Source organism: Mesobacillus thioparans (assembly GCF_965138835.1).
GTDB lineage: Bacteria > Bacillota > Bacilli > Bacillales > Cytobacillaceae > Mesobacillus > Mesobacillus thioparans.
The window spans coordinates 196,802-215,858 of the sequence record NZ_CBCSFH010000002.1 but is presented as its reverse complement, the minus strand read 5'-3'; the positions used below and the strand labels follow the sequence as shown (position 1 = coordinate 215,858).

Below are 19,057 nucleotides of genomic sequence, written 5' to 3'. Positions count from 1 at the left end.
TCTCAACCAACTCCTGTAAAAAAGAAGACAAGTGCAGGGTCTTCCATTTTTTCAAAAGAAACATCCTTCCCATTTTCATCTGGAAGGGTAAGAGAATCAGACACTGATTTTTCGTTCGAACAACCACCTATGATTGCCCCCGCGATGAAAAACAAGAGGATGAAGATTGATTTTCGCATGTTGCACCTCCTTATTTATCTTCTCTAGTATACTGTTTTAAGCTTAAATAGCATTATATCATTTGTGAAAGTTTTGTATCGACACCAGTAATTGAATCGATCACTAGTAGACGTCCCCAGTTCGGAGTAGGTTTACTAGTTCCTGATTACTTAGGGAGAAGCATAGTAAAGAAAGAGAAGTGTATCTCGTTGGAATGATCGAAAAAAATGTACTTTTGAGAGTGAAACTTTTTCAATCCCTTAAGATAGAAAAGCACTTTTTCGTGTTTTTATAGAAGTGTTTATGTAAAACCATTGGATAAAGGAGTAAATATGAAAAAAGGTAAAATTCTTTTCTTATTGGGACTGGCCCTGTACATGTCAGGCATTTATTTGTCGACCAACTGGGTTGTGACTGGAGCAGCTATTGGCGTAACTGGTGGACTATTGATGGGCGCAAGTACATATTATTTAGCAATGAAAAATTGATTCGAATGAATCAGGAGATTCTTATTTCAATTTTTCATAATGCTGTCGGAACACTTTGAATAGCCTCTCATCACCACCTCGGTCAGGATGGAGGGCTTTAAGAAGTTTTTTGAACTCCTTTTTTAGAACAGGGCCGCTTGCGTCACGCTTTAAACCTAGTAATTCTTCGAGTTTGGATGGATCGGTGCCTGAGGCTTCAATCTGTGCATTGAGCATTTTTTTCAGGGTGCGCACTTTTGATTGTTCGATATGGAGACGGGTATTCAATATTTCAAGTTCTTCATTCAGTTTTTGATTCTTGCGATTGGAATTCTCCAACTCAGCAGTTATATCCTTCTTTTGTTTTTGGACTATAAACTCTATCATGTCATTCAATTGGATTTGATAGGATACATTTCGCCTCTTTGACTTTTCAGCTTTTAACTGTCCTGCTTGTATCCACAACAAAATCTCATCATTAGTAGCATTGATCCCGAATGAAGATAATTGTTCAGCCGCTTCGTTGATTGTCAGCATCTATTTCACTCTCTTATCTTAAAAATAATCGGACAAATCTATCTTACCATTGATTCTTTTCAGAAAAAGAACAACAGTATGACAATGTGTTACATATAATTATTAATCAAGAGAGGCGGGAGCAAAAATGGAATTCTTCATGTCAGAAGTTATTGAAGTGTTGGAACGGACACCCAGAGTATTAGAACAATATTTGGTCGGCTTATCCGAAGACTGGCTTCAAGCCAATGAAGGAGAAGGGACATGGACTCCATCCCAGGTAATCGGACATCTAATCGACGGGGAGAAATATAATTGGATTCCCAGACTAGAGATAATCTTAAGTGAAACAGATGAAAGGAGATTCCCTGTATTTGATCGTTTTTCTCATTTGCAGCAGTATCATGAGTGGTCAATCGAGAAAAAGATTCGGGAATTTGAAAGTTTGCGGGAGGAAAATATTGGAAAACTCAAGCTGTTGATTACCGATAAATCTCAACTCGAAATTACGGGAGTACATCCAGAATACGGGGAAGTGAGAGCTCGAGAATTGATTTCAACATGGACAGTTCATGATTTAACACATATTGCACAGATAACGAGAGTGCTGGCAAAAAGATATGATCAAGCAGTAGGACCTTGGAAGGGTTACTTAGGGATCCTGAAAAATTAAATAATTGGTTATTAAGCAGCCCACGTCATAACTGATTGGGGTGTTTTTTATTGACTGATGCTCCATGATGAAACCAAAGGAAGGAATTGTAAACACAGAACCAGAATATAGACAGATGTGGCAATCCCAAGGAATATTTCTTTTTAATTCATTGATAGGACTATATAGTTAGTTATGGAAAATAATGCTAGAATATATCTATCAAGTTCATTTTAGGAGAGTGACTTTCATTGTTGAAATTTGTTGATGACATTGCAGGTTCAGTCTATGATATTTTAACGTTTATTATCCGAGCAATTAGCTATTTACTTGCTGGAATGATCATAGTAGCGATTCCTATGTATCTGATTACATGGCTATTCCGTTTAATTCAGTAATCTAATTCAGTTAATGCGCGCATTTTATCCCAGCTTTATCACTACGTTTAAGTACTTGGCAAGAAATATCTAATGGCAAAAAAACTTTGAAGCAAAGAAGGTAGCTGAATGGAGTTTTTTACTCAAGGGTTATTATTTATCGCATTATTTATTTTTATTATCCATTCGATCGAGACATTAGCTTATGCAGTAAGACTATCAGGGGCACGTGTTAAAATGATTGCTTCGGCTTTATCCCTTTTCAATATAATGGTGATTGTTTCAAGATTAGCAAATATGATGCAGCAGCCTTTCACTGGCAGCCTGATTGATAATGCCCCGAAAGAGAATACACTGGAGTTTGTAGAAGCTCAATTTCGAATTCTCATTGGTGCATCGACCCTTGGCACAGTTTTTGGGATTATTCTGCTCCCTACTTTTGTAGCATTATTTTCCAGAGCGATCATTCATTTATCGGAGGAAAAAGGTTCAGTTCCTTCCTTAATGAAGAGGCTTTTTTCCTTGCAATACATTAAACGCGGCATCACTCATTTTAGTCTTCCTAAGTATTCATATTTGCAGGGTACAAAAATGAGCGAAATTCCGGTAAAGCTCTTTTTTGTAAATATGGTCATAACAGCGATTTACACAATAGGTGTCCTTGCTGCACTGTATGCAGCGTTATTAGTACCAGAAAGAGGAACTACTGCAGTTATGGCATCTGGTTTAATAAACGGGATTGCCACCATCCTTTTGGTGATTTTTGTTGATCCAAAATTATCTGTTATTGCAGACGATGTTGTTAATCAAAGAGGGAGTTACAATACGCTGAAAAGCATGTCAATAATGATGGTAACCTCACGATTGTTAGGAACAATACTTGCTCAAGCATTTTTCATATGGGGAGCAAGATATATCGCCTGGTTTACGAAATTCATTGTGATGTTCGGATAAATATGCAGTGTGTTCATTATGGGAGATCGAACGAGGTGGGGGATTTGTTAAGAAATATAGGTAAAATGATCAGACGGCATCCGAGAAAAATCAAATTAAGTGCCCTGGGTGTAATCACAAGCTTTGTTAGTGTCCTTATTGTGGATTCTTCCTTAATATTTTTTGGGTTATTTTATTTTATTGGTATGCTGTTAATCTTAAGCAGTGCGTTCATTGGCATAGAGAAATTTAGTAAAAATACCATGGGTGAACTATTATCAAGTGTTGCCTTGGTGTTGATTATGTTAGGAGTTCTGGCACCACTGGGTTTTAGCCCAAAATTTTATTATGTTCAAATAGCAGGTGCGGGACTGATGTTGGTTGGATTTTTTTTAAAAAGTCCAGCTAAAAACGACTCTACAAAAAAAGCCTTGAAGCATTAAATGAAATGTTCCAAGGCAAGGCTGCTAAATAAAGATCCATTTACTTACCTAATCGCTCCATGTGGCAAAACGGCATGGACTCCTTTGACGCCGTTGACGACTTGGGTGACTCGTAAATCTACGGTCACGCTTGCTAGTGCCAGGGCTTCTGTGTGCTCTAGTCCATGAAGTTCACTCAATAAATCGACCATTTCATCCAGTGCCTGTGCGGCTGCGAGGTTGAGGTCCTCGTTTAAGCCGAAAGTCAGCCATCCAGCTGGGGTATTGGCACGTGGCATTTTCATGTGCAAATCGTCCCTGAGGGTCAGAGTGATGTCTACTAAATCCATTGGACACTCTATTGCCGTACCGGATAATTCTCCGTCTCCCTGTGCTGCATGGCCGTCACCGATTGAGAATAATGCTCCTTCAACTGAGATCGGAAGGTACAGTGTGCTGCCTCTTTTTAACTCCTTGCAGTCGATATTGCCGCCGCAATAACGGGGAGGTGAGGTGCGATGAACGCCAGGTTCCACAGGAGCGACGCCCATCAGGCCGATGAATGGATTTAACGAAACATTGACCGGGCGGCCGCTTACCTGCGTCCTGGCAGTCATTGTGTCATGATTCAGCTCCCAGTCGAGTCGGACTCTTTCGGACCCCGTCAAACCAACTGCGTCATTTTGCCAGCTTTTTTTGCCCCCGGCCCAATTTGTCCCATACCAGCCGGGCACAACATCGTTCAGTTTCACTTCAAGCACCATCCCAGGCTTTGCCCCTTTTACTTCAATCGGCCCAACCATCGGGTGCAGGGGAGTTTCTTCTTTTACAGCAGACTGAAAAAACTCTCTCTCCATCCCTTTAGATGCTGAATATCCCCATTCAATGTCCGGGGTTTTCATCCGGATGGACTCCCCAGAATTTACTGTCATGATCGGTTTGTACTCCTTAGAGAAAGACCCGTGAAGGTTTTCGGATTTCAAATCAATTTTATGTATCATGGATTCATCTCCTTATGCGATTTCATTTTTAACCACTTCAGTTTTTGGCTTTCTTTTAAAAAGCTTTGGATTCGTTCCAATATAGACTCCAGATAATACGAGGGCTGCTCCTGCTGCATGAGCGGCTGTGAACTTTTCACCTAAAAATATCGTAGCCATAATGACGGCCGAAACCGGCATTACATTGATGAAAATGGATGCCTTGGCGGCGCCAACTTCTTTGATTCCGTTATAATACATGACAAATGATACGACCGTAACCAACACGCTCATATGGATAATGGCGAGCCATGTTGCACCGGATGCCTGCTGGACATCCTGCCATGATGTTTCAGTCAATGCGAACGGAAGTAAAAAGAGGGTGCCGAAAACAACTGCGTATGTAGTGGACTCGACAGAGCTGTACTTTTTCAGCACAATTTTCCCTACCACACTGTAAAGTGCCCAGCTTATTACTGCGCCCATCAAGACAAAATCAATAGGCTCGAAACCGAGTTGAATCAAGTTCATAAGATGTCCATCGGTAATGATAAAAAAAGCTCCTGCAAGGGCGGTGGCCAATCCGGCTACATTGTTGCGGGTGATGGTTTCTTTTAAAAATACCGCCGATAAAAGGACAATCAACACCGGGTTGGAGGCAATGAACAGAGAGCTTTTAATGACCGGTGCATGCTTGCTCGCCAGGAAAAAGAAAATGTTGTATAAGGCGATTCCCGTCAGGCCAAGCACGGCAAATAAACTGTAATCCTTCAAGTTCGGTTTCTGGCGGTTTTTCTCCATCAAGAACATGAGTGGGATTAGAAGGACGGCAGCCCCGAAAAAACGAAAAAAAGCGACGGTCGCAGGTTCGAAGCTTTGTACTGCGTATTTTCCGGCAATGAAAGCACTGCCCCATGTGGATGTCGCGAAGGTCAACATGCCATAGGTGAGCCATAATTTTTTGTTCATTCTATTACCTTCTTTATCTATGTTTTACATAGTATTGTAGCATTTTTTCGAAAAGCGAAATAAAGAAATTTCAAAGTTATAAAACTTTTTTTAAAATACACAGTCAAATATAAGGAAAATAAATAAATAATTTGAGGTGCTTCTATGAAAAAAATATTGATGGTTTTTATATTAATCAGCGTGTGGGTATTGATAACAGCATGTAATCAAAAAACGGAAATCGAATCCGCGAGTCAAAAACAGAATGTTATCAAGACTGAAGATAAATCAGACACTGGAGTGATAACTGAAGACCTTTCAGCTACCCTGATTGAAGTGAAGGAAGGAGATGGAGGAAAAAACTTCATCTAAGAAGTCACCAACAATACCGACGAGGATATAGAAATTCCGTTCGATCAAAACGGCGGTCACGTGTAAGTAATCAGAGATGAATCCGGTAAAGAGCGGAGCAGAAATGAAGGGCTAGGTACGATCCAAAGCAATCAGGTGGTCAGTCCGGGCGAGGCAATCACAATCAAAATCGGTATAGGCGGGTATGAAAAAGGGACATATGGACTCGAGGTATGGATGGAATCTCTATTGGAAAAGACCTTTAACCAGACGATTACTTTTACAGTTGAATAAATACATTATGCAGAGGCACTGGCCTCTATTTTTTTTGCAGACATTTTTAATTTGATGCAGATTTCGCACGCAAATAGATATACTCGGCTCAGTGTTCAAGTGAGGTCTTTCATGTCGATATATTTGGTGATCTTGTATGGCATCAACATACTTGTGCTGAAAAATGCCGCTGGATATAGGTCAAAAGAATCTTTTTTCTGTCCTGGCAACTATAATTTGTCGGAATGTTACCTGGTAATAATTAGAAGGTATTGGAATTAGCCTGATAAATAGGTGATAACACTCATTAAGAATTATTTTGTTAATTTCCCAATAACAACCAAATAATCATTTTCAGAATATTCGCTTTTATTGTCCTAAAATTCGACAAACCTTCTTTCCGCTAAAGGCTATGGTTAATTTAGCATCTATTTTGACATAGAGTGTGCGACGAAAGGAGGGCAGGAAAGAAATTCAAAGGAAAAATACTTAGGAGGTAGATGGATGAAACTGAAACGTAAAAAACGCCGATTATTATCCGTACTTCTATCAACGGCACTTGTGGTGCCATTGCTGCTTCAGCCTCAGATGCAGACAAATGCAGCAACAAAGGGAGTCAGTGTTTCTGCAAAGGAAGCTGTCCAGACCGCAAAACAAAAAGTGAATGAAAAGCTTTATACGCAATTTGAAAATCAAGATAAAGTAACGTTCCTGGTAAAAATGAAAGAGCAGGTAGACACGAACGCCATCGCAAAAGAGGCAGAGAAAAAAGCAAGTCTTGCGAAAGCAACACCAGCCAAGACAAAGTCAATAAAACGATCCACGATTGTAACTGAGTTGAAAGCAAAGGCACTAGAAACCCAGGTTGATATTATGGAATTCCTTAAGGAGCAAGAAAAGAGGGGCGCGGCTAAGGATGTCCACTCCTATCATGTGGTGAATGCCATAGCCGTAACAGCTACAAAAGAGGTTATGGATAAAGTTGCAGGCTTCGCAGAGGTTGATAAAATCCTTCCTAATGAGACAAGGCAGCTGTTTATACCAGAAAAGTCGGCTGTCGCGGTCCAGGACCCTGCAGCCAAGACGAATTCAATTGAATGGAATATTGATCATGTCGGAGCCCCAGCTGTCTGGGATATGGGAATCGATGGCAGCGGTATTACCGTAGCATCCATAGACACAGGTGTTCAATGGAATCACCCTGCCCTGCAGGAGAAATACCGCGGTTATGACTCGGTTTCGGGACAGGTTTCACATGAAAACAACTGGTTTGACGCCGTTCGCGGCCAAACTGCACCGTATGATGATCATGGACACGGTACGCATGTCACCGGAACAATGGTGGGGTCCGAGCCGGATGGATCAAATGCCATTGGAGTTGCCCCGGGAGCAAAGTGGATTGCTGTTAAAGCATTTACAGCTTCTGGTGGGACAGATGCGGACTTATTGGAAGCTGGTGAATGGATACTCGCTCCAAATGGAAATCCTGATCTAGCTCCAGATGTTGTCAACAATTCTTGGGGCGGCGGACCGGGATTGGATGAATGGTACCGGCCTATGGTTCAAGCTTGGAGAGCGGCTGAAATATTCCCTGAGTTCTCAGCTGGGAATACTACTCTAAGCAATCCTGGCGGTCCAGGATCTGTTGCAAACCCTGCCAATTATCCAGAATCAGTCGCAACAGGAGCGACAGATATCAATAATAACCGGGGAAGTTTCTCATTATTAGGACCGTCACCTTATGGCGAGATCAAGCCAGAACTGACTGCACCTGGAGTGAATATCCGGTCTTCTGTACCTGGAAGTGGATATGAAGGCGGCTGGAACGGAACGTCAATGGCCGGGCCGCATGTCTCAGCGGCAATCGCATTACTGCTGCAGGCAAATTCAAGTTTGACTGTTGATGATCTGGAAGAGATTTTAATGACAACAGCCTTGCCTTTAACAGACAATGCTTATCCTGAATCACCGAATAATGGCTATGGTTCTGGATTGTTGAATGTTTTTGATGCGGTTTCCTCGGTTGTTTCTGGTTTGGGGAAATTAAAAGGACAGGTAACAAAGGATGGAGACGACAGTGAAGCACCGGTGTTGGAGCATTCCCAACCTGCCACGGTTTTCGCAGGAATGCCACTGACTTTAGAGGCTTCAGCTGCCGATAACATCAGTGTAACAAATGTCGAAGTTGAATATCAATTGGAGGATGGATCATGGTCAGCTGTTACCGCAGCACGTACGGGCGGGAACTATAAGGATGGAACATACCAGGCCAATATTCCTGGGGAAGCAGTTTCCAGAAACGAATTCGTATACAAATGGAAAGCAGTGGACTTTGGTGGAAATGAAACGGTAAGCGAATTTACTGTAACAGTTTTGCCAGGAATCACTGTAGGCTATGAACAAAATTTTGAAAATGATGTTTCTGGCTGGACTTCCTATGGAGATGCAAATAGCTGGGAGTGGGGCACGCCGACAAGTGGTCCTGGCTCTGCTTTTTCAGGAGAGAAGGTCTATGGAACCACTCTTGGTGGAACATACCAAAATCGGGCAAACATGTCGTTGCAAATGCCGCCAATCGATTTGCCGGAAGGCAGCAGTTACCTGCAGTTCAAGCAATGGTATAACCTTGAGAGAAATTATGACTATGGCCATGTATTTGTCTCCACCGATGCTGTTAACTGGGTGCAAAAACTGCGTGTGAACAATCTTTCGAATGGCTGGATCGATGGCGAGGTTGATTTAAGTGAATATGCTGGCCAGAGGATTTATGTTGCCTTTAACGTAACGACTGATGGCAGCGTAGTTAGGGATGGCTGGTATGTGGATGATGTAACCTTAACTGATACTCCGCTTGCCGCGCCAGTTAAGGCAGACACAACAGTTAACAAGGATGATTCGAAAGCTAGCATGAAAGAAAAGGTTGTTCCAAATAAAATCCAGATGTCATTGCCTAAGCAGCAAAAGGCTGAAAGTTCAGCAAATCCAATGGCATTGCCTATGCAGGCTCAAGTGACGGTTGTTGAATCAGGTCGCTCTGTAAAAACAAACCCAGCAAATGGAAGTTACGAGCTGACACATGCTGCGGGTGATTTTACAGTGGTAGCAGAAGCTTATGGCTTCCGTCCACAGACTCAAACTGTCAACATTGAACAAGATGGTGAAACAACAACCAACTTCAATCTAGAAGAATTGCCAAAAGGCACAATCTCTGGTGCGATTACGAACAAAGCAACCGGTGAGCCTGTTGAGGGTGCGACGGTTTACTTGTTGGAGGATGCGAATATTGCTCCTGTGGCCACAGATGAAAATGGACATTACTCGCTGACTGCTTATGAAGGTGAATACACTTTAAAAGTGATTGCGCCACATTTCTACAGTCAAGAGGCGTCCGTGACGCTTGATGGCGATGTTGAGCAAAACTTTGAGATCAAACCGTTCATCGGTTATCCAGGTGAAATTGGCTATGATGATGGCAGCGCTGAAAATGCACGTGCATTCTATGACGCCGGCAATGGCTGGGCAGTGAAGATGTCATTGGCAGAGGGCAATGACAAAGCATTGGTTACTGGCGGACTGTTCCGTTTCTGGGATACAGAATGGCCGGTTCCGGGCGGTACAGATTTCAAAGTGGAAGTTTACGATGCAAGTGGCACTGACGGTGCACCAGGCAAGAAGCTGGCTGGCCCAATCGACGCCACCGCATTAAGAAATGGCGAATGGACACATATTGATTTAAGCAGACATGGCATCGTAGTTGAAGGAGATTTCTACCTGGTTTACATCCAGGCAGGCATCAACACAGCTTCACCAGGCCTCGCTACTGATGAAAACGGGGAGAATGCATTACGAAGCTGGCAGCTGGTGGGCGGAAGCTGGTCACAATCTCCAGAGGATGAAGGAAACTATATGATTCGTGCAGTGGTCGATTATGAAGGGACTGCGCCAAGCATCTCTTCACCTGCAGATGGTTCATTTACAAATGAAGGTACTGTCACAGTAGAAGGGTCAGCAGCACCAACAACGGCTGTTCATATCTACAATGATGGGGAAGAAATTGCAACCACTTCTGCGAACGATCAAGGTGCATATTCAGTGGAAGTTACCCTCAATGAAGGTACGAATGTACTGACAGCCAAGGCATCAACAGAACAAGGAATTACTGATGCTTCAGAACCAGTATCAGTGGTCTTTGATCCAAACGCACCTGAATTGTCAATTACATCACCTTCAGATGGAAGCAAGATTAATAAAGAAACGGTAACCGTTACCGGTAAAATTGCGGATGCGAACCTTGAAGGTGTAACGGTTAACGGTTCGGCAGCGAAGGTTGAAAACGAAACCTACTCAGCCAGGGTCATGCTGGATGAGGGAATGAACGAAATCAAGGTAATTGCAAAAGACAAAGCTGGAAATGTAACTGAAGAATCTGTAAATGTTGATGTAAAATACACTGCCCCAGTGATTTCAGACTTGAAACCTGACCAGGATCAAACATTGAAGAAAGGGGAAAGTGTGAAAATCGAATTCACAAGTGAAGGTGATCTGGATACAACATTCGTGATTCATATGCCATTAACGAGCAACGCTCAGATTGCGAATGCAACAGAGCTTCCTCTGCGTGAAGTCTCACCAGGTTACTATGTGGGATACTATACTGCAACTAAGGATGTTGTTGCAGAAGGGGCCATCGTTGAGGTCAAAGCTGTTGACTCCTATGGAAATGAAACTAGGAAAACGGCAGATGGCAAGCTTGACATCAATGTGAAGAAGAAGAAGGGCAAAAACTAACATTAAAGGACCTTCCGCTTTTTATGGGAAGGTCCTTTTTATGTTTTCTTTAATTGATTGTAAGGAGAGTTAATTGAAAAAAGAGGATGCCATGATATGGTCTATGCCTCCACCCGTTACAATTTTTCCGTGAAATAAACGACTGCTATTTTATTCAATGGAATAAGATGGTAACATGATGGGTAAGGAGGGAGTTCATGGAATTTTTATTCTAATTGGTTGGATCGTTGTCATCATCTGGTTGATGAAATTCTTTTTAAGAAAAGTGCTCAATATTCCAAAAGTTCAAGGGAAAGCATTTTCCTATAATCATATAAATAAAACGCATAGAAACTTAGAGTGGGTTCTCCGTATTGCGACGGATATCGCTTATGTATATTTATTTTTTCAATTAATGTATGAAGATTTTTCGGTAAATCTTTTTCTTCTAATCATGACTTTACTGTTCACTGTTCAACATTTCCTGAGGGCTTATTTTGAATGGAAAGCTTCTGAACAGCCTAAAGAATCCATACTATCCATTGCCGAAGAAGTCGTATTGATTGGGATCACGCTGTTGCTGATTCAGTTTGATGTACTCTATAAGCTTGTCCCATCTCAATAAGGTGCCTGGTGGAAAGGAATGAACTGAAATGATCAAGAATAAAAAATATTTGATCCTGGCTATTATCTTTTTCTCTATTTCCGCTGCTTTGAATTTTCCTTTCCCCCATGAATATCCTAGAGGGCAGGAAATATCTGTTGCTTTTGGGTTCCCAATCAATACCATGGACGGACTCAGTTATATTGGCGTCACTGGCCTCCTACTCTTTATCATCAGTTTATTTTTCCTAGTTAAATCGCTTGATCAATACCATGTCCGCATGGTTTTAATCGCAATGTTACTTGTGGTATTCCTGCCCATGGAGATGGTGAATGCCTACCAGAACACATTAGCAACAGGTATTTACGCAATCGAATATGACCGAGAGAGTAGCAGCTGCGTGTTTGAGACGAAAAATAAAAAAACACTTACTGCCAACTGCCAGTTTCCATTTGAAAATCACAGCAATCATCCCGTCCGCTTCAATATAGAGTTCTATAAAAAGTACCTTTTTGAAGATGATATGCCGATGCTGTCTTTATTGAATGAAGGAGGTCCTTACGAAGTCATCCTCCATGGGAAAGAAAGAGAAACAGTCAACATTGAAACTGAAATGGAACTTTCTCGGATAGGAGTCGATTCTATAAGTGGGGATTCAAGTATGATTAATATAAAGATTGTTGATGGAGAGAAGGTCAGGAAGCTGTAATTATTCGATAAATGAAAGCACACATTTGTATAGCGAATGTGTGCTTTTTTGAGTTACAAAAATTCTTGTAATATGTCGTTTCCTGGTTTCCTGGGGAAAAAATTAAAAATATCCTCGAGTATATCTTTAGCGATACTATCTCCTTGTTATCTGTCTGCATTAGAAAATCAACTAAAAAAAATTAATGAATTTTATTTTTGTAGTAGTTTTCCTCTTCCTATTCATGAATTTGTATAAATATAATAATTTCTGTGAAAAAGGACTATTTAATGCAGATGAAAGCATATTCTTCAGTATATTACTATAATCCATAAACCCCGGAGGCAACTAAATACTTTATACAAAGATAGTTTTGATTTTTAAATATTGTTAATATTCAAAAAAATATTCTTTACAGAGATATAAAGCCTGTTATATAGTGTTACCAATATCCAGGACCAACCGGAGGGGTGGTATTTTGAATCAAAGTGTTAACAGTTTACAATCGACAATTTTTACAGAGAAAGTTGTTCTCGTTACTGGTGCAGCACATGGAATTGGCAAAGGAATTTGCAAAGCATTTCTCATGCACGGAGCCACAGTGATTGGTACTGACATACTGGACCAGGAACTAACAGAAGTGAAAAGTGAACTTAATGATTGGCTAAGGTTGAATAAAAAAGATAACACTTTCGATACATATTCTTGTGACATAACAGATGCGAATAGTGTAAAAGAGCTGGTGGAGTATACAGTCCAAAAAAACAAAAAGATTGATATTTTGGTTAATAACGCTGGAGGAGTATGTGGCCAAATTCATCAGTCAGTTGAAGAAGTGACGCCTGAACAATGGCGAAAGATATTTGCTGTTAATCTGGATGCAGCATTTTATACGACAAAGGAAGTTGCTCCCTATATGAAAAAGCAGAATTATGGCCGGATCATTAATATTTCAAGTGGAGCTGGCCGTAGTACGAGTCTTACGGGAATCCAGGCCTATGCCAGTGCAAAGGCTGGTCAAATAGGCTTTACGAGACAAATGGCTCAAGAACTCGGTCCTTTTGGAATTACCGTCAATAACGTAGCCCCCGGCTTTGTGATTTCGAATCCGTCCACAAAGAAGCAGTGGGAAAGAATGACGATGGAGGAACAGGCAAATCTGATCAAATCAATCTCCGTGAAGCGACTGGGAGAACCTGAAGATATTGCCCATCCGGTTCTGTTTTTTGCCTCGGACTTCGCGAGTTATGTGAGCGGCCAAACCATTTCAGCAGACGGCGGACAACAACTTTTTTAGGAGGAGTTCAATGGAAATCACAGTGATTGGTGCAGGCGCAATTGGCGGTGTGCTGGGGGCCCACCTTGTCAAAGCTGGCAACAAGGTAACTTTTTGCGATAAAGATCAGGATCATGTACATGAAATGAACACTAGAGGTCTAAGAATCGAGGGGCCGGAAGAAACCTTTACTGTTGAATGTGATGCTTATACTCCTGAACAGCTAGTCAAAGTAAACAAAGTTCTTGATACAGTGTTCCTGTGTGTTAAGGCACAGCATACAAGAGAAGCACTAAAGCCATTTTTACAACTTATTGGCGAAAAAACCAATGTTGTTTCATTCCAAAATGGGCTATGCGAGAACGAGATTGCCAGCTTGATAGGAAGAGAAAAGACGATTGGCTGCTTCGTAAATTTTTCCGCGGACTACTTAGAGCCAGGCAGGATTCTTTATGGCGGAGTAGCAGCGCTCTATATAGGGGAATTGGATGGACAAATTAGTCAACGTGTAACTGATTTGCAGAAAATCCTCCAATGCTGGGGACCAGCCCAGGTTACGGATAATATATGGGGGTATCTCTGGGGGAAAATGTCTTATGCTGGACTTTTATATGCAACGGCTTTGGTGGATGAAACGATGGCAGCCGTGGTAAGGAAAGTGGATCTTAGGGAAACGCTGATGGAACTTTGTTCGGAAATACTGGAGGTTGCCGATAAGGAAGGCGTCAAGCCAATCGGTTTTGATGATTGGGTTCCTGACCTAGTCTACCCAAGAGAGAGTCGTGATCAGCAAGTTCTTGATTACCAGCTTGAAAAGCTTGCACAAAGAATGGCGTCAAACAAGAAAACTAAAAGTGGAATCTGGAGAGACCTGGCTGTCCGAAAAAGAAGAACGGAAATTGATTCACAGCTGGTTCCCATTCTGGAAATTGGAGCAATCCACCAGATACCCATGCCTTTAACTGAATTGCTAGTGACACTAATCAAAGACATTGAAACAGGTTCTATCCAAATGGATTGGGATCACTTATACAAACTAAAAGTCTTATACGAAAGCGGAGAAAAAATATGCAGTTAAATCATGAAAATCTTTCAGATCATGTTGCGAAAATCATAAGGAAAATGATCCTGAACGGGTCGTTAAAGCCAGGGGAGAAGGTTAATCAGGCTCAGCTGGCAGAAAGTCTTAATATATCTCGCGGCCCGATAAGAGAAGCTTTGAGATCATTGCAAAATGAAGGTTTAATCAAACATGAAACAAATAAAGGGACCCATGTTACGACGCTTTCGTCTCAGGATGCATATGAGATTTACACTCTTAGGGCATTGCTGGAAGCAAAAGCTGCAACCCTTGCAATTCCCCATTTAAGAGATAAGGATTTTAGCATACTTGAAGACCTTCTGGAAGAATTCAAACATTCAATGGACGAGAAGGACCTGGAAACGGAGGCCAAATGTGACATTGATTTTCATCGATTGATCGTCAGTGCTTCCAAACATAAAAGGTTGATCCACATGCATCAACAGCTGGATACACAAGTAGGAGCCATGTTCTTAACAGTCGCACATAAGCTACCTGCGAGAGCCGCGCTTGTTGTTGAAAACCACAGAAAATTACTGGATGCTTTGAAATCAAAGGATACAGATAGAGTCAGCAGGGAGTTTTCCGATCATTATGTTCACGCACTGAACGAACTAAAAGAGGTAAAAGGCCTTCTGACAATATAAAGGTGGTGTCTTTATGTTACTGGAACTGAATAACGTGTCTCTATCTCTAAAAAGAGATGGAAAATACGTGAAAATCCTAGACGAGATTTCTCTTCAAGTAAATAAAGGAGAGACAGTGGGTATTGTAGGTGAGTCAGGCTGCGGGAAGAGTATGACAGCACTATCGGTTATGCGTTTATTGCCTGACAAAGCGAAGCTTGAGGGTGCAATCCATCTTGAAAAAAATGATATTACATCCTTTTCAAAGAGGAAGATGGAAAAAATCAGAGGCGATAAAATGGCAATGATTTTCCAGGATCCGTTGACTTCATTGAATCCCCTTCACACTGTTGGCAGACAAATTGAAGAAACGCTGATCCTTCATACAGAGTTGAATAAGGAGCAACGAAAAAAACGAGTCATTGAGCTTTTAAAAGAAGTGGGGTTGCCAAGAGCAGAGGAAATTGCTTCGGAATATCCTCACCAATTATCTGGCGGGATGAGGCAGAGGATCATGATTGCAGTTGCCATGGCATGCAACCCAAGTCTCTTGATCTGTGATGAACCAACAACGGCACTGGATGTAACCGTTCAAGCACAAATACTCGATCTGATGAACCACCTTAAGGAAGTTAACGAGATGGGCATTATCATGATTACCCATGACCTTGGTGTAGTTGCAGAGGTTTGTGATCGCGTAATTGTCATGTATGCTGGCAAAATTGTCGAGCAGGCCGAGGTGAAAGAGTTATTTATAAATCCTAAGCATCCCTATACAAAGGGACTTCTTGAATCGATACCTAAACTTGGGGTTAAAAAAGCTAAACTCGGGTCCATTCCTGGTATGGTTCCTTCACCGGATAAAATGCCAAATGGATGTCGATTCTTTGAACGCTGCAATTTTGCGATGGAGATTTGCAAAGGTACAACTCCTCCAATGAGCAATGTAGGAGTAGATCATTCAGCAGCTTGCTGGCTATACGAAGAAAAGGAGGGAGAATTGAATGGCTCTTCTGGAAGTGAAGGACTTGAAGCAACACTTCACCATTAAAAAAGGGTTTCTCGGTGAAAAGAAAAAAGTTAAAGCTGTGGATGGAGTAAGCTTCCACATTGAGCAAGGTGAAACGTTAGGAATTGTTGGCGAATCTGGATGTGGAAAATCAAGTCTGGGCCGTACAATCCTCCAACTACTCAAACCAACCTCCGGCGAAATCATTTTCGGAGGAAAAAATATCACCCACCTTCCAAGAAAAGAAATGAAAGAATTGCGGAAGGATATGCAAATTGTCTTTCAGGATCCTTATGCTTCATTGAACCCTCGGAGTACAGTCCGTACAATCCTTGAAACCCCGCTTATCGTTCACGGGGTAGGGAGCAGGCAGGAAAGAAGGAAAGTAGTGGAGGGTCTGATCGATAAAATTGGTATACGCAAGGACCAGCTAGATCGATATCCTCACGAATTCTCCGGGGGACAAAGGCAAAGGATTGGCATAGCCCGCGCACTTACCTTGAACCCAAAATTGATCATCGCAGATGAGCCAGTTTCAGCGCTTGATGTATCGGTTCAGTCACAGGTTCTGAATCTTATGGTCGATCTTCAAAAAGACTTTAATTTGAGCTATATGTTCATCTCACATGACCTTTCCGTTGTTCAGCATATATCCGACAGAGTGGCTGTTATGTATTTAGGTAAAATCGTTGAAATCGCTGATGTCGAAGAGTTGTACAGAAATCCGTTACACCCTTATACAAAGGCACTGCTGACAGCCGTACCGCTTCCTGATCCGACAAAAAAGCGAGACAGAATTATATTACAGGGAGACTTGCCAAGCCCAATCAATCCTCCGACAGGCTGCGCCTTCCATACACGCTGTCCAGTGGCTACTCCTGAATGTAAAGTGGAAACACCTGAGCTCAGGGAAAAAGCGATGGGACACTGGGCTTCGTGCATCCATGTACATCCTGAGCAGAGTAGCAAAACACAAGTCAATATTTCTTAATCTAAAAGGAGGCGGGGTAGATGGATGCATTACGGTATGCGCTAAAAAGGGTTCTGCTCATGATTCCCATTCTAATCGGGATCAGCATCTTAACTTTCTTCATCTCGAATACCATTCCAGGTGATCCAGCCCGTTTGGCTGCAGGTCCATATGCAGATGCAAAGGTAATCGAGGAACTGCAGGAAAAAATGGGCCTCAATGATCCTGTGTATGTACAGTATTTCAACTACATGAAAAATTTGCTTCAAGGGGATTTAGGGAATTCCAACTATTCACACCAACCCGTGATGGAAGATATCAAACAGTATTTTCCGGCAACACTGGAATTAACTTTTTTTTCAATGTTCATCACGATATTGATCGGCATCCCATTAGGTGTAATTAGTGCGAGCAAGAAGGATAAAATAGCTGACCAATTTGCCAGGGTCATGGCACTCATAGGTGTGGCCATGCCTGCATTTTGGCTGGGGATCATCTTTCTATTATTCTTCTATTTGAAGCTAGGTGTATTGCCTGGATCAGGTCGGTTGGATACAGGTTTAACTCCTCCGGAGACAATCACCGGTATGTATACTATTGATTCTCTTCTTACAGGGAATTGGACAGTGTTTAAATCAGCCTTGATCCATTTAATTCTTCCTGGTATTACCCAGGCTGCCGTGACAATCGGGATGATTACAAGGATGACAAGATCTTCTATGCTTGAAGTGTTAAGAAGTGATTATATCAGAACGGCATTTGCAAAGGGCGGGTCAGAGAAGCGAGTACTTTATGGCCATGCATTAAGAAACGGAATGATGCCGATCATGACGCTCCTTGGGATGACATTTGGCCATTCGCTCGGAGGCAGTGTCCTCGTTGAGTCGGTGTTCTCCTGGCCCGGACTAGGCAAGTATGCAGTCAATGCCATTACCTATCTGGACTTTCCAGCGGTTATGGCCGTGACGATTCTTATCGCTGTTCTTTTCATTATAGTAAACCTTATCATTGACATACTCTATCAAGTTGTCGATCCGCGACTTAATTATGATTAAAAAGGAGGCAGAAAATGGGTAGACGAATTCTACAAAGTCCTTTAACAGTATTAGGGATTTTCCTCGTAGCAATGATCATTATACTGGCTATATTCGCACCATGGATTGCCCCAAAGGACCCACTGGAGGTAAATCTGGGACAAAAATTGCTTCCGCCTAGCTCAGATCATTGGTTCGGTACTGACGAAGTAGGAAGGGATATTTTGAGCCGAATTGTTTTTGGAACAAGGATATCTTTAAAGATTGGGCTTATGGTGGTTTTAATCTCATTTCCAATCGGGACCATCCTCGGAGCCATCGCTGGCTATGTAGGTGGTATGGTAGACCAAATCATCATGAGGCTTACAGATATTTTCCTCAGCTTTCCAGGCATCATTCTGTCAATGTCCATTGCCGCAGCGCTAGGACCGTCGATTGAAAACGTATTGCTTGCATTAGCGATCACCTGGTGGCCTTGGTATACACGGATTGTACGCTCATCAGTCCTGTCAATAAAAAGCTCAGAGTTTATAGAATCAGCCAGGGCGATAGGGGCGAACCCATTCAGGATTTTATTTAAGGAAATCGTTCCTAATGCAATTGCACCTGCTAGTATTCAGGCGAGCCTGGATTTGGGTTTTGTCATTCTAGCTGCAGCTGGTCTAAGCTTTATCGGCCTCGGAGCCCAGCCTCCATCTCCTGAATGGGGAGCAATGCTTTCATCGAGCAGGGAAATCCTTCGAGATGCCTGGTGGGCAGCAACTTTCCCAGGATTGGCCATTCTTCTTACAGTTTTAGGTTTTAACCTATTAGGTGATGGCATGAGAGATTTGCTCGATCCTAAAAATAGGTAATCATATTTCTTTGAAAGGGGTGATTCCTGCCTTTTAAAGCATTGAAAGTGAAAATCCACTAAAAATCTGG

General features: G+C 42.0%; 19 protein-coding genes. 15 read left to right on the top strand and 4 right to left on the bottom strand.

Annotated elements, in window-relative coordinates; all coding sequences use genetic code 11:
• Positions 1-2: 2 nt before the first annotated feature.
• Positions 3-179 (bottom strand): hypothetical protein, encoded by a 177-nt coding sequence (locus ACNAZ4_RS05545; RefSeq protein ID WP_415813228.1) that lies wholly within the window; start codon positions 177-179, stop codon positions 3-5.
• A gap of 312 nt (positions 180-491) precedes the next feature.
• On the opposite strand from ACNAZ4_RS05545, the gene ACNAZ4_RS05540 reads away from it, so the two are divergent.
• Positions 492-647: a hypothetical protein gene (locus ACNAZ4_RS05540; protein WP_415813227.1), complete on the top strand. Its 156-nt coding sequence runs from the start codon at positions 492-494 to the stop codon at positions 645-647.
• 21 nt (positions 648-668) lie between these two features.
• Here ACNAZ4_RS05540 and ACNAZ4_RS05535 read toward each other — a convergent pair whose 3' ends face one another.
• Complete coding sequence (locus ACNAZ4_RS05535) at positions 669-1,163, bottom strand: J domain-containing protein (RefSeq protein WP_415813225.1); 495 nt, start codon at positions 1,161-1,163, stop codon at positions 669-671.
• Positions 1,164-1,290: 127 nt separating this feature from the next.
• Between ACNAZ4_RS05535 and ACNAZ4_RS05530 the strand changes: the two genes are divergently transcribed.
• The 3 genes from ACNAZ4_RS05530 to ACNAZ4_RS05520 all read left to right on the top strand — a co-directional run bounded on the left by ACNAZ4_RS05530 (position 1,291) and on the right by ACNAZ4_RS05520 (position 3,547).
• Complete coding sequence (locus tag ACNAZ4_RS05530; RefSeq protein ID WP_415813224.1) at positions 1,291-1,815, top strand: DinB family protein; 525 nt, start codon at positions 1,291-1,293, stop codon at positions 1,813-1,815.
• 485 nt (positions 1,816-2,300) lie between these two features.
• Entirely contained in the window at positions 2,301-3,125 is an 825-nt protein-coding gene (locus ACNAZ4_RS05525) for a lipid II flippase Amj family protein (RefSeq protein WP_415813223.1), read from the top strand.
• A 35-nt stretch (positions 3,126-3,160) separates the two neighbouring features.
• On the top strand, positions 3,161-3,547 hold the full coding sequence (locus ACNAZ4_RS05520; protein WP_415813221.1) for a hypothetical protein: 387 nt from the start codon (positions 3,161-3,163) through the stop codon (positions 3,545-3,547).
• A gap of 44 nt (positions 3,548-3,591) precedes the next feature.
• Here the strand turns inward: ACNAZ4_RS05520 and ACNAZ4_RS05515 are convergent, their stop codons facing one another.
• Both ACNAZ4_RS05515 and ACNAZ4_RS05510 read right to left on the bottom strand, forming a co-directional pair.
• Complete coding sequence (locus ACNAZ4_RS05515; RefSeq protein ID WP_415813220.1) at positions 3,592-4,527, bottom strand: acetamidase/formamidase family protein; 936 nt, start codon at positions 4,525-4,527, stop codon at positions 3,592-3,594.
• Positions 4,528-4,539: 12 nt separating this feature from the next.
• Entirely contained in the window at positions 4,540-5,475 is a 936-nt protein-coding gene (locus ACNAZ4_RS05510) for a DMT family transporter (RefSeq protein ID WP_415813219.1), read from the bottom strand.
• A gap of 144 nt (positions 5,476-5,619) precedes the next feature.
• Here ACNAZ4_RS05510 and ACNAZ4_RS05505 point away from each other — a divergent pair, with 144 nt between their 5' ends.
• From ACNAZ4_RS05505 to nikC, 11 genes are all read left to right on the top strand, one after another.
• On the top strand, positions 5,620-5,826 hold the full coding sequence (locus ACNAZ4_RS05505) for a hypothetical protein (protein WP_415813218.1): 207 nt from the start codon (positions 5,620-5,622) through the stop codon (positions 5,824-5,826).
• 756 nt (positions 5,827-6,582) lie between these two features.
• Positions 6,583-10,866: a S8 family serine peptidase gene (locus ACNAZ4_RS05500; RefSeq protein ID WP_415813217.1), complete on the top strand. Its 4,284-nt coding sequence runs from the start codon at positions 6,583-6,585 to the stop codon at positions 10,864-10,866.
• 178 nt (positions 10,867-11,044) lie between these two features.
• Complete coding sequence (locus ACNAZ4_RS05495) at positions 11,045-11,470, top strand: DUF4181 domain-containing protein (RefSeq protein WP_415813216.1); 426 nt, start codon at positions 11,045-11,047, stop codon at positions 11,468-11,470.
• Between the two features lie 28 nt (positions 11,471-11,498).
• On the top strand, positions 11,499-12,158 hold the full coding sequence (locus tag ACNAZ4_RS05490) for a hypothetical protein (RefSeq protein ID WP_415813215.1): 660 nt from the start codon (positions 11,499-11,501) through the stop codon (positions 12,156-12,158).
• Positions 12,159-12,615: 457 nt separating this feature from the next.
• Positions 12,616-13,434, top strand: a complete 819-nt coding sequence (locus tag ACNAZ4_RS05485) for an SDR family NAD(P)-dependent oxidoreductase (RefSeq protein WP_415813214.1) — start codon at positions 12,616-12,618, stop codon at positions 13,432-13,434.
• A gap of 10 nt (positions 13,435-13,444) precedes the next feature.
• Positions 13,445-14,491, top strand: a complete 1,047-nt coding sequence (locus tag ACNAZ4_RS05480; protein WP_415813213.1) for a ketopantoate reductase family protein — start codon at positions 13,445-13,447, stop codon at positions 14,489-14,491.
• Entirely contained in the window at positions 14,482-15,141 is a 660-nt protein-coding gene (locus tag ACNAZ4_RS05475) for a GntR family transcriptional regulator (protein WP_415813212.1), read from the top strand. The genes ACNAZ4_RS05480 and ACNAZ4_RS05475 overlap by 10 nt, the downstream gene beginning before the upstream one ends.
• A 13-nt stretch (positions 15,142-15,154) precedes the next feature.
• The gene (locus ACNAZ4_RS05470) at positions 15,155-16,171 is read left to right on the top strand and encodes an ABC transporter ATP-binding protein (RefSeq protein ID WP_415813211.1); all 1,017 of its coding nucleotides are present in this window, start codon (positions 15,155-15,157) and stop codon (positions 16,169-16,171) included.
• Positions 16,125-17,120, top strand: coding sequence for an ABC transporter ATP-binding protein (locus ACNAZ4_RS05465; RefSeq protein WP_415813210.1), 996 nt, complete (start codon positions 16,125-16,127; stop codon positions 17,118-17,120). Before ACNAZ4_RS05470 ends, ACNAZ4_RS05465 begins: the two co-directional genes overlap by 47 nt.
• Before the next feature lie 20 nt (positions 17,121-17,140).
• Positions 17,141-18,154 carry an ABC transporter permease gene (locus ACNAZ4_RS05460; RefSeq protein ID WP_415813208.1) on the top strand — a complete coding sequence of 338 codons (1,014 nt, stop codon included), beginning with the start codon at positions 17,141-17,143 and terminating at the stop codon, positions 18,152-18,154.
• Positions 18,155-18,168: 14 nt separating this feature from the next.
• Positions 18,169-18,987, top strand: coding sequence for a nickel transporter permease (nikC, locus tag ACNAZ4_RS05455; protein WP_415813207.1), 819 nt, complete (start codon positions 18,169-18,171; stop codon positions 18,985-18,987).
• Positions 18,988-19,057 lie beyond the last annotated feature (70 nt).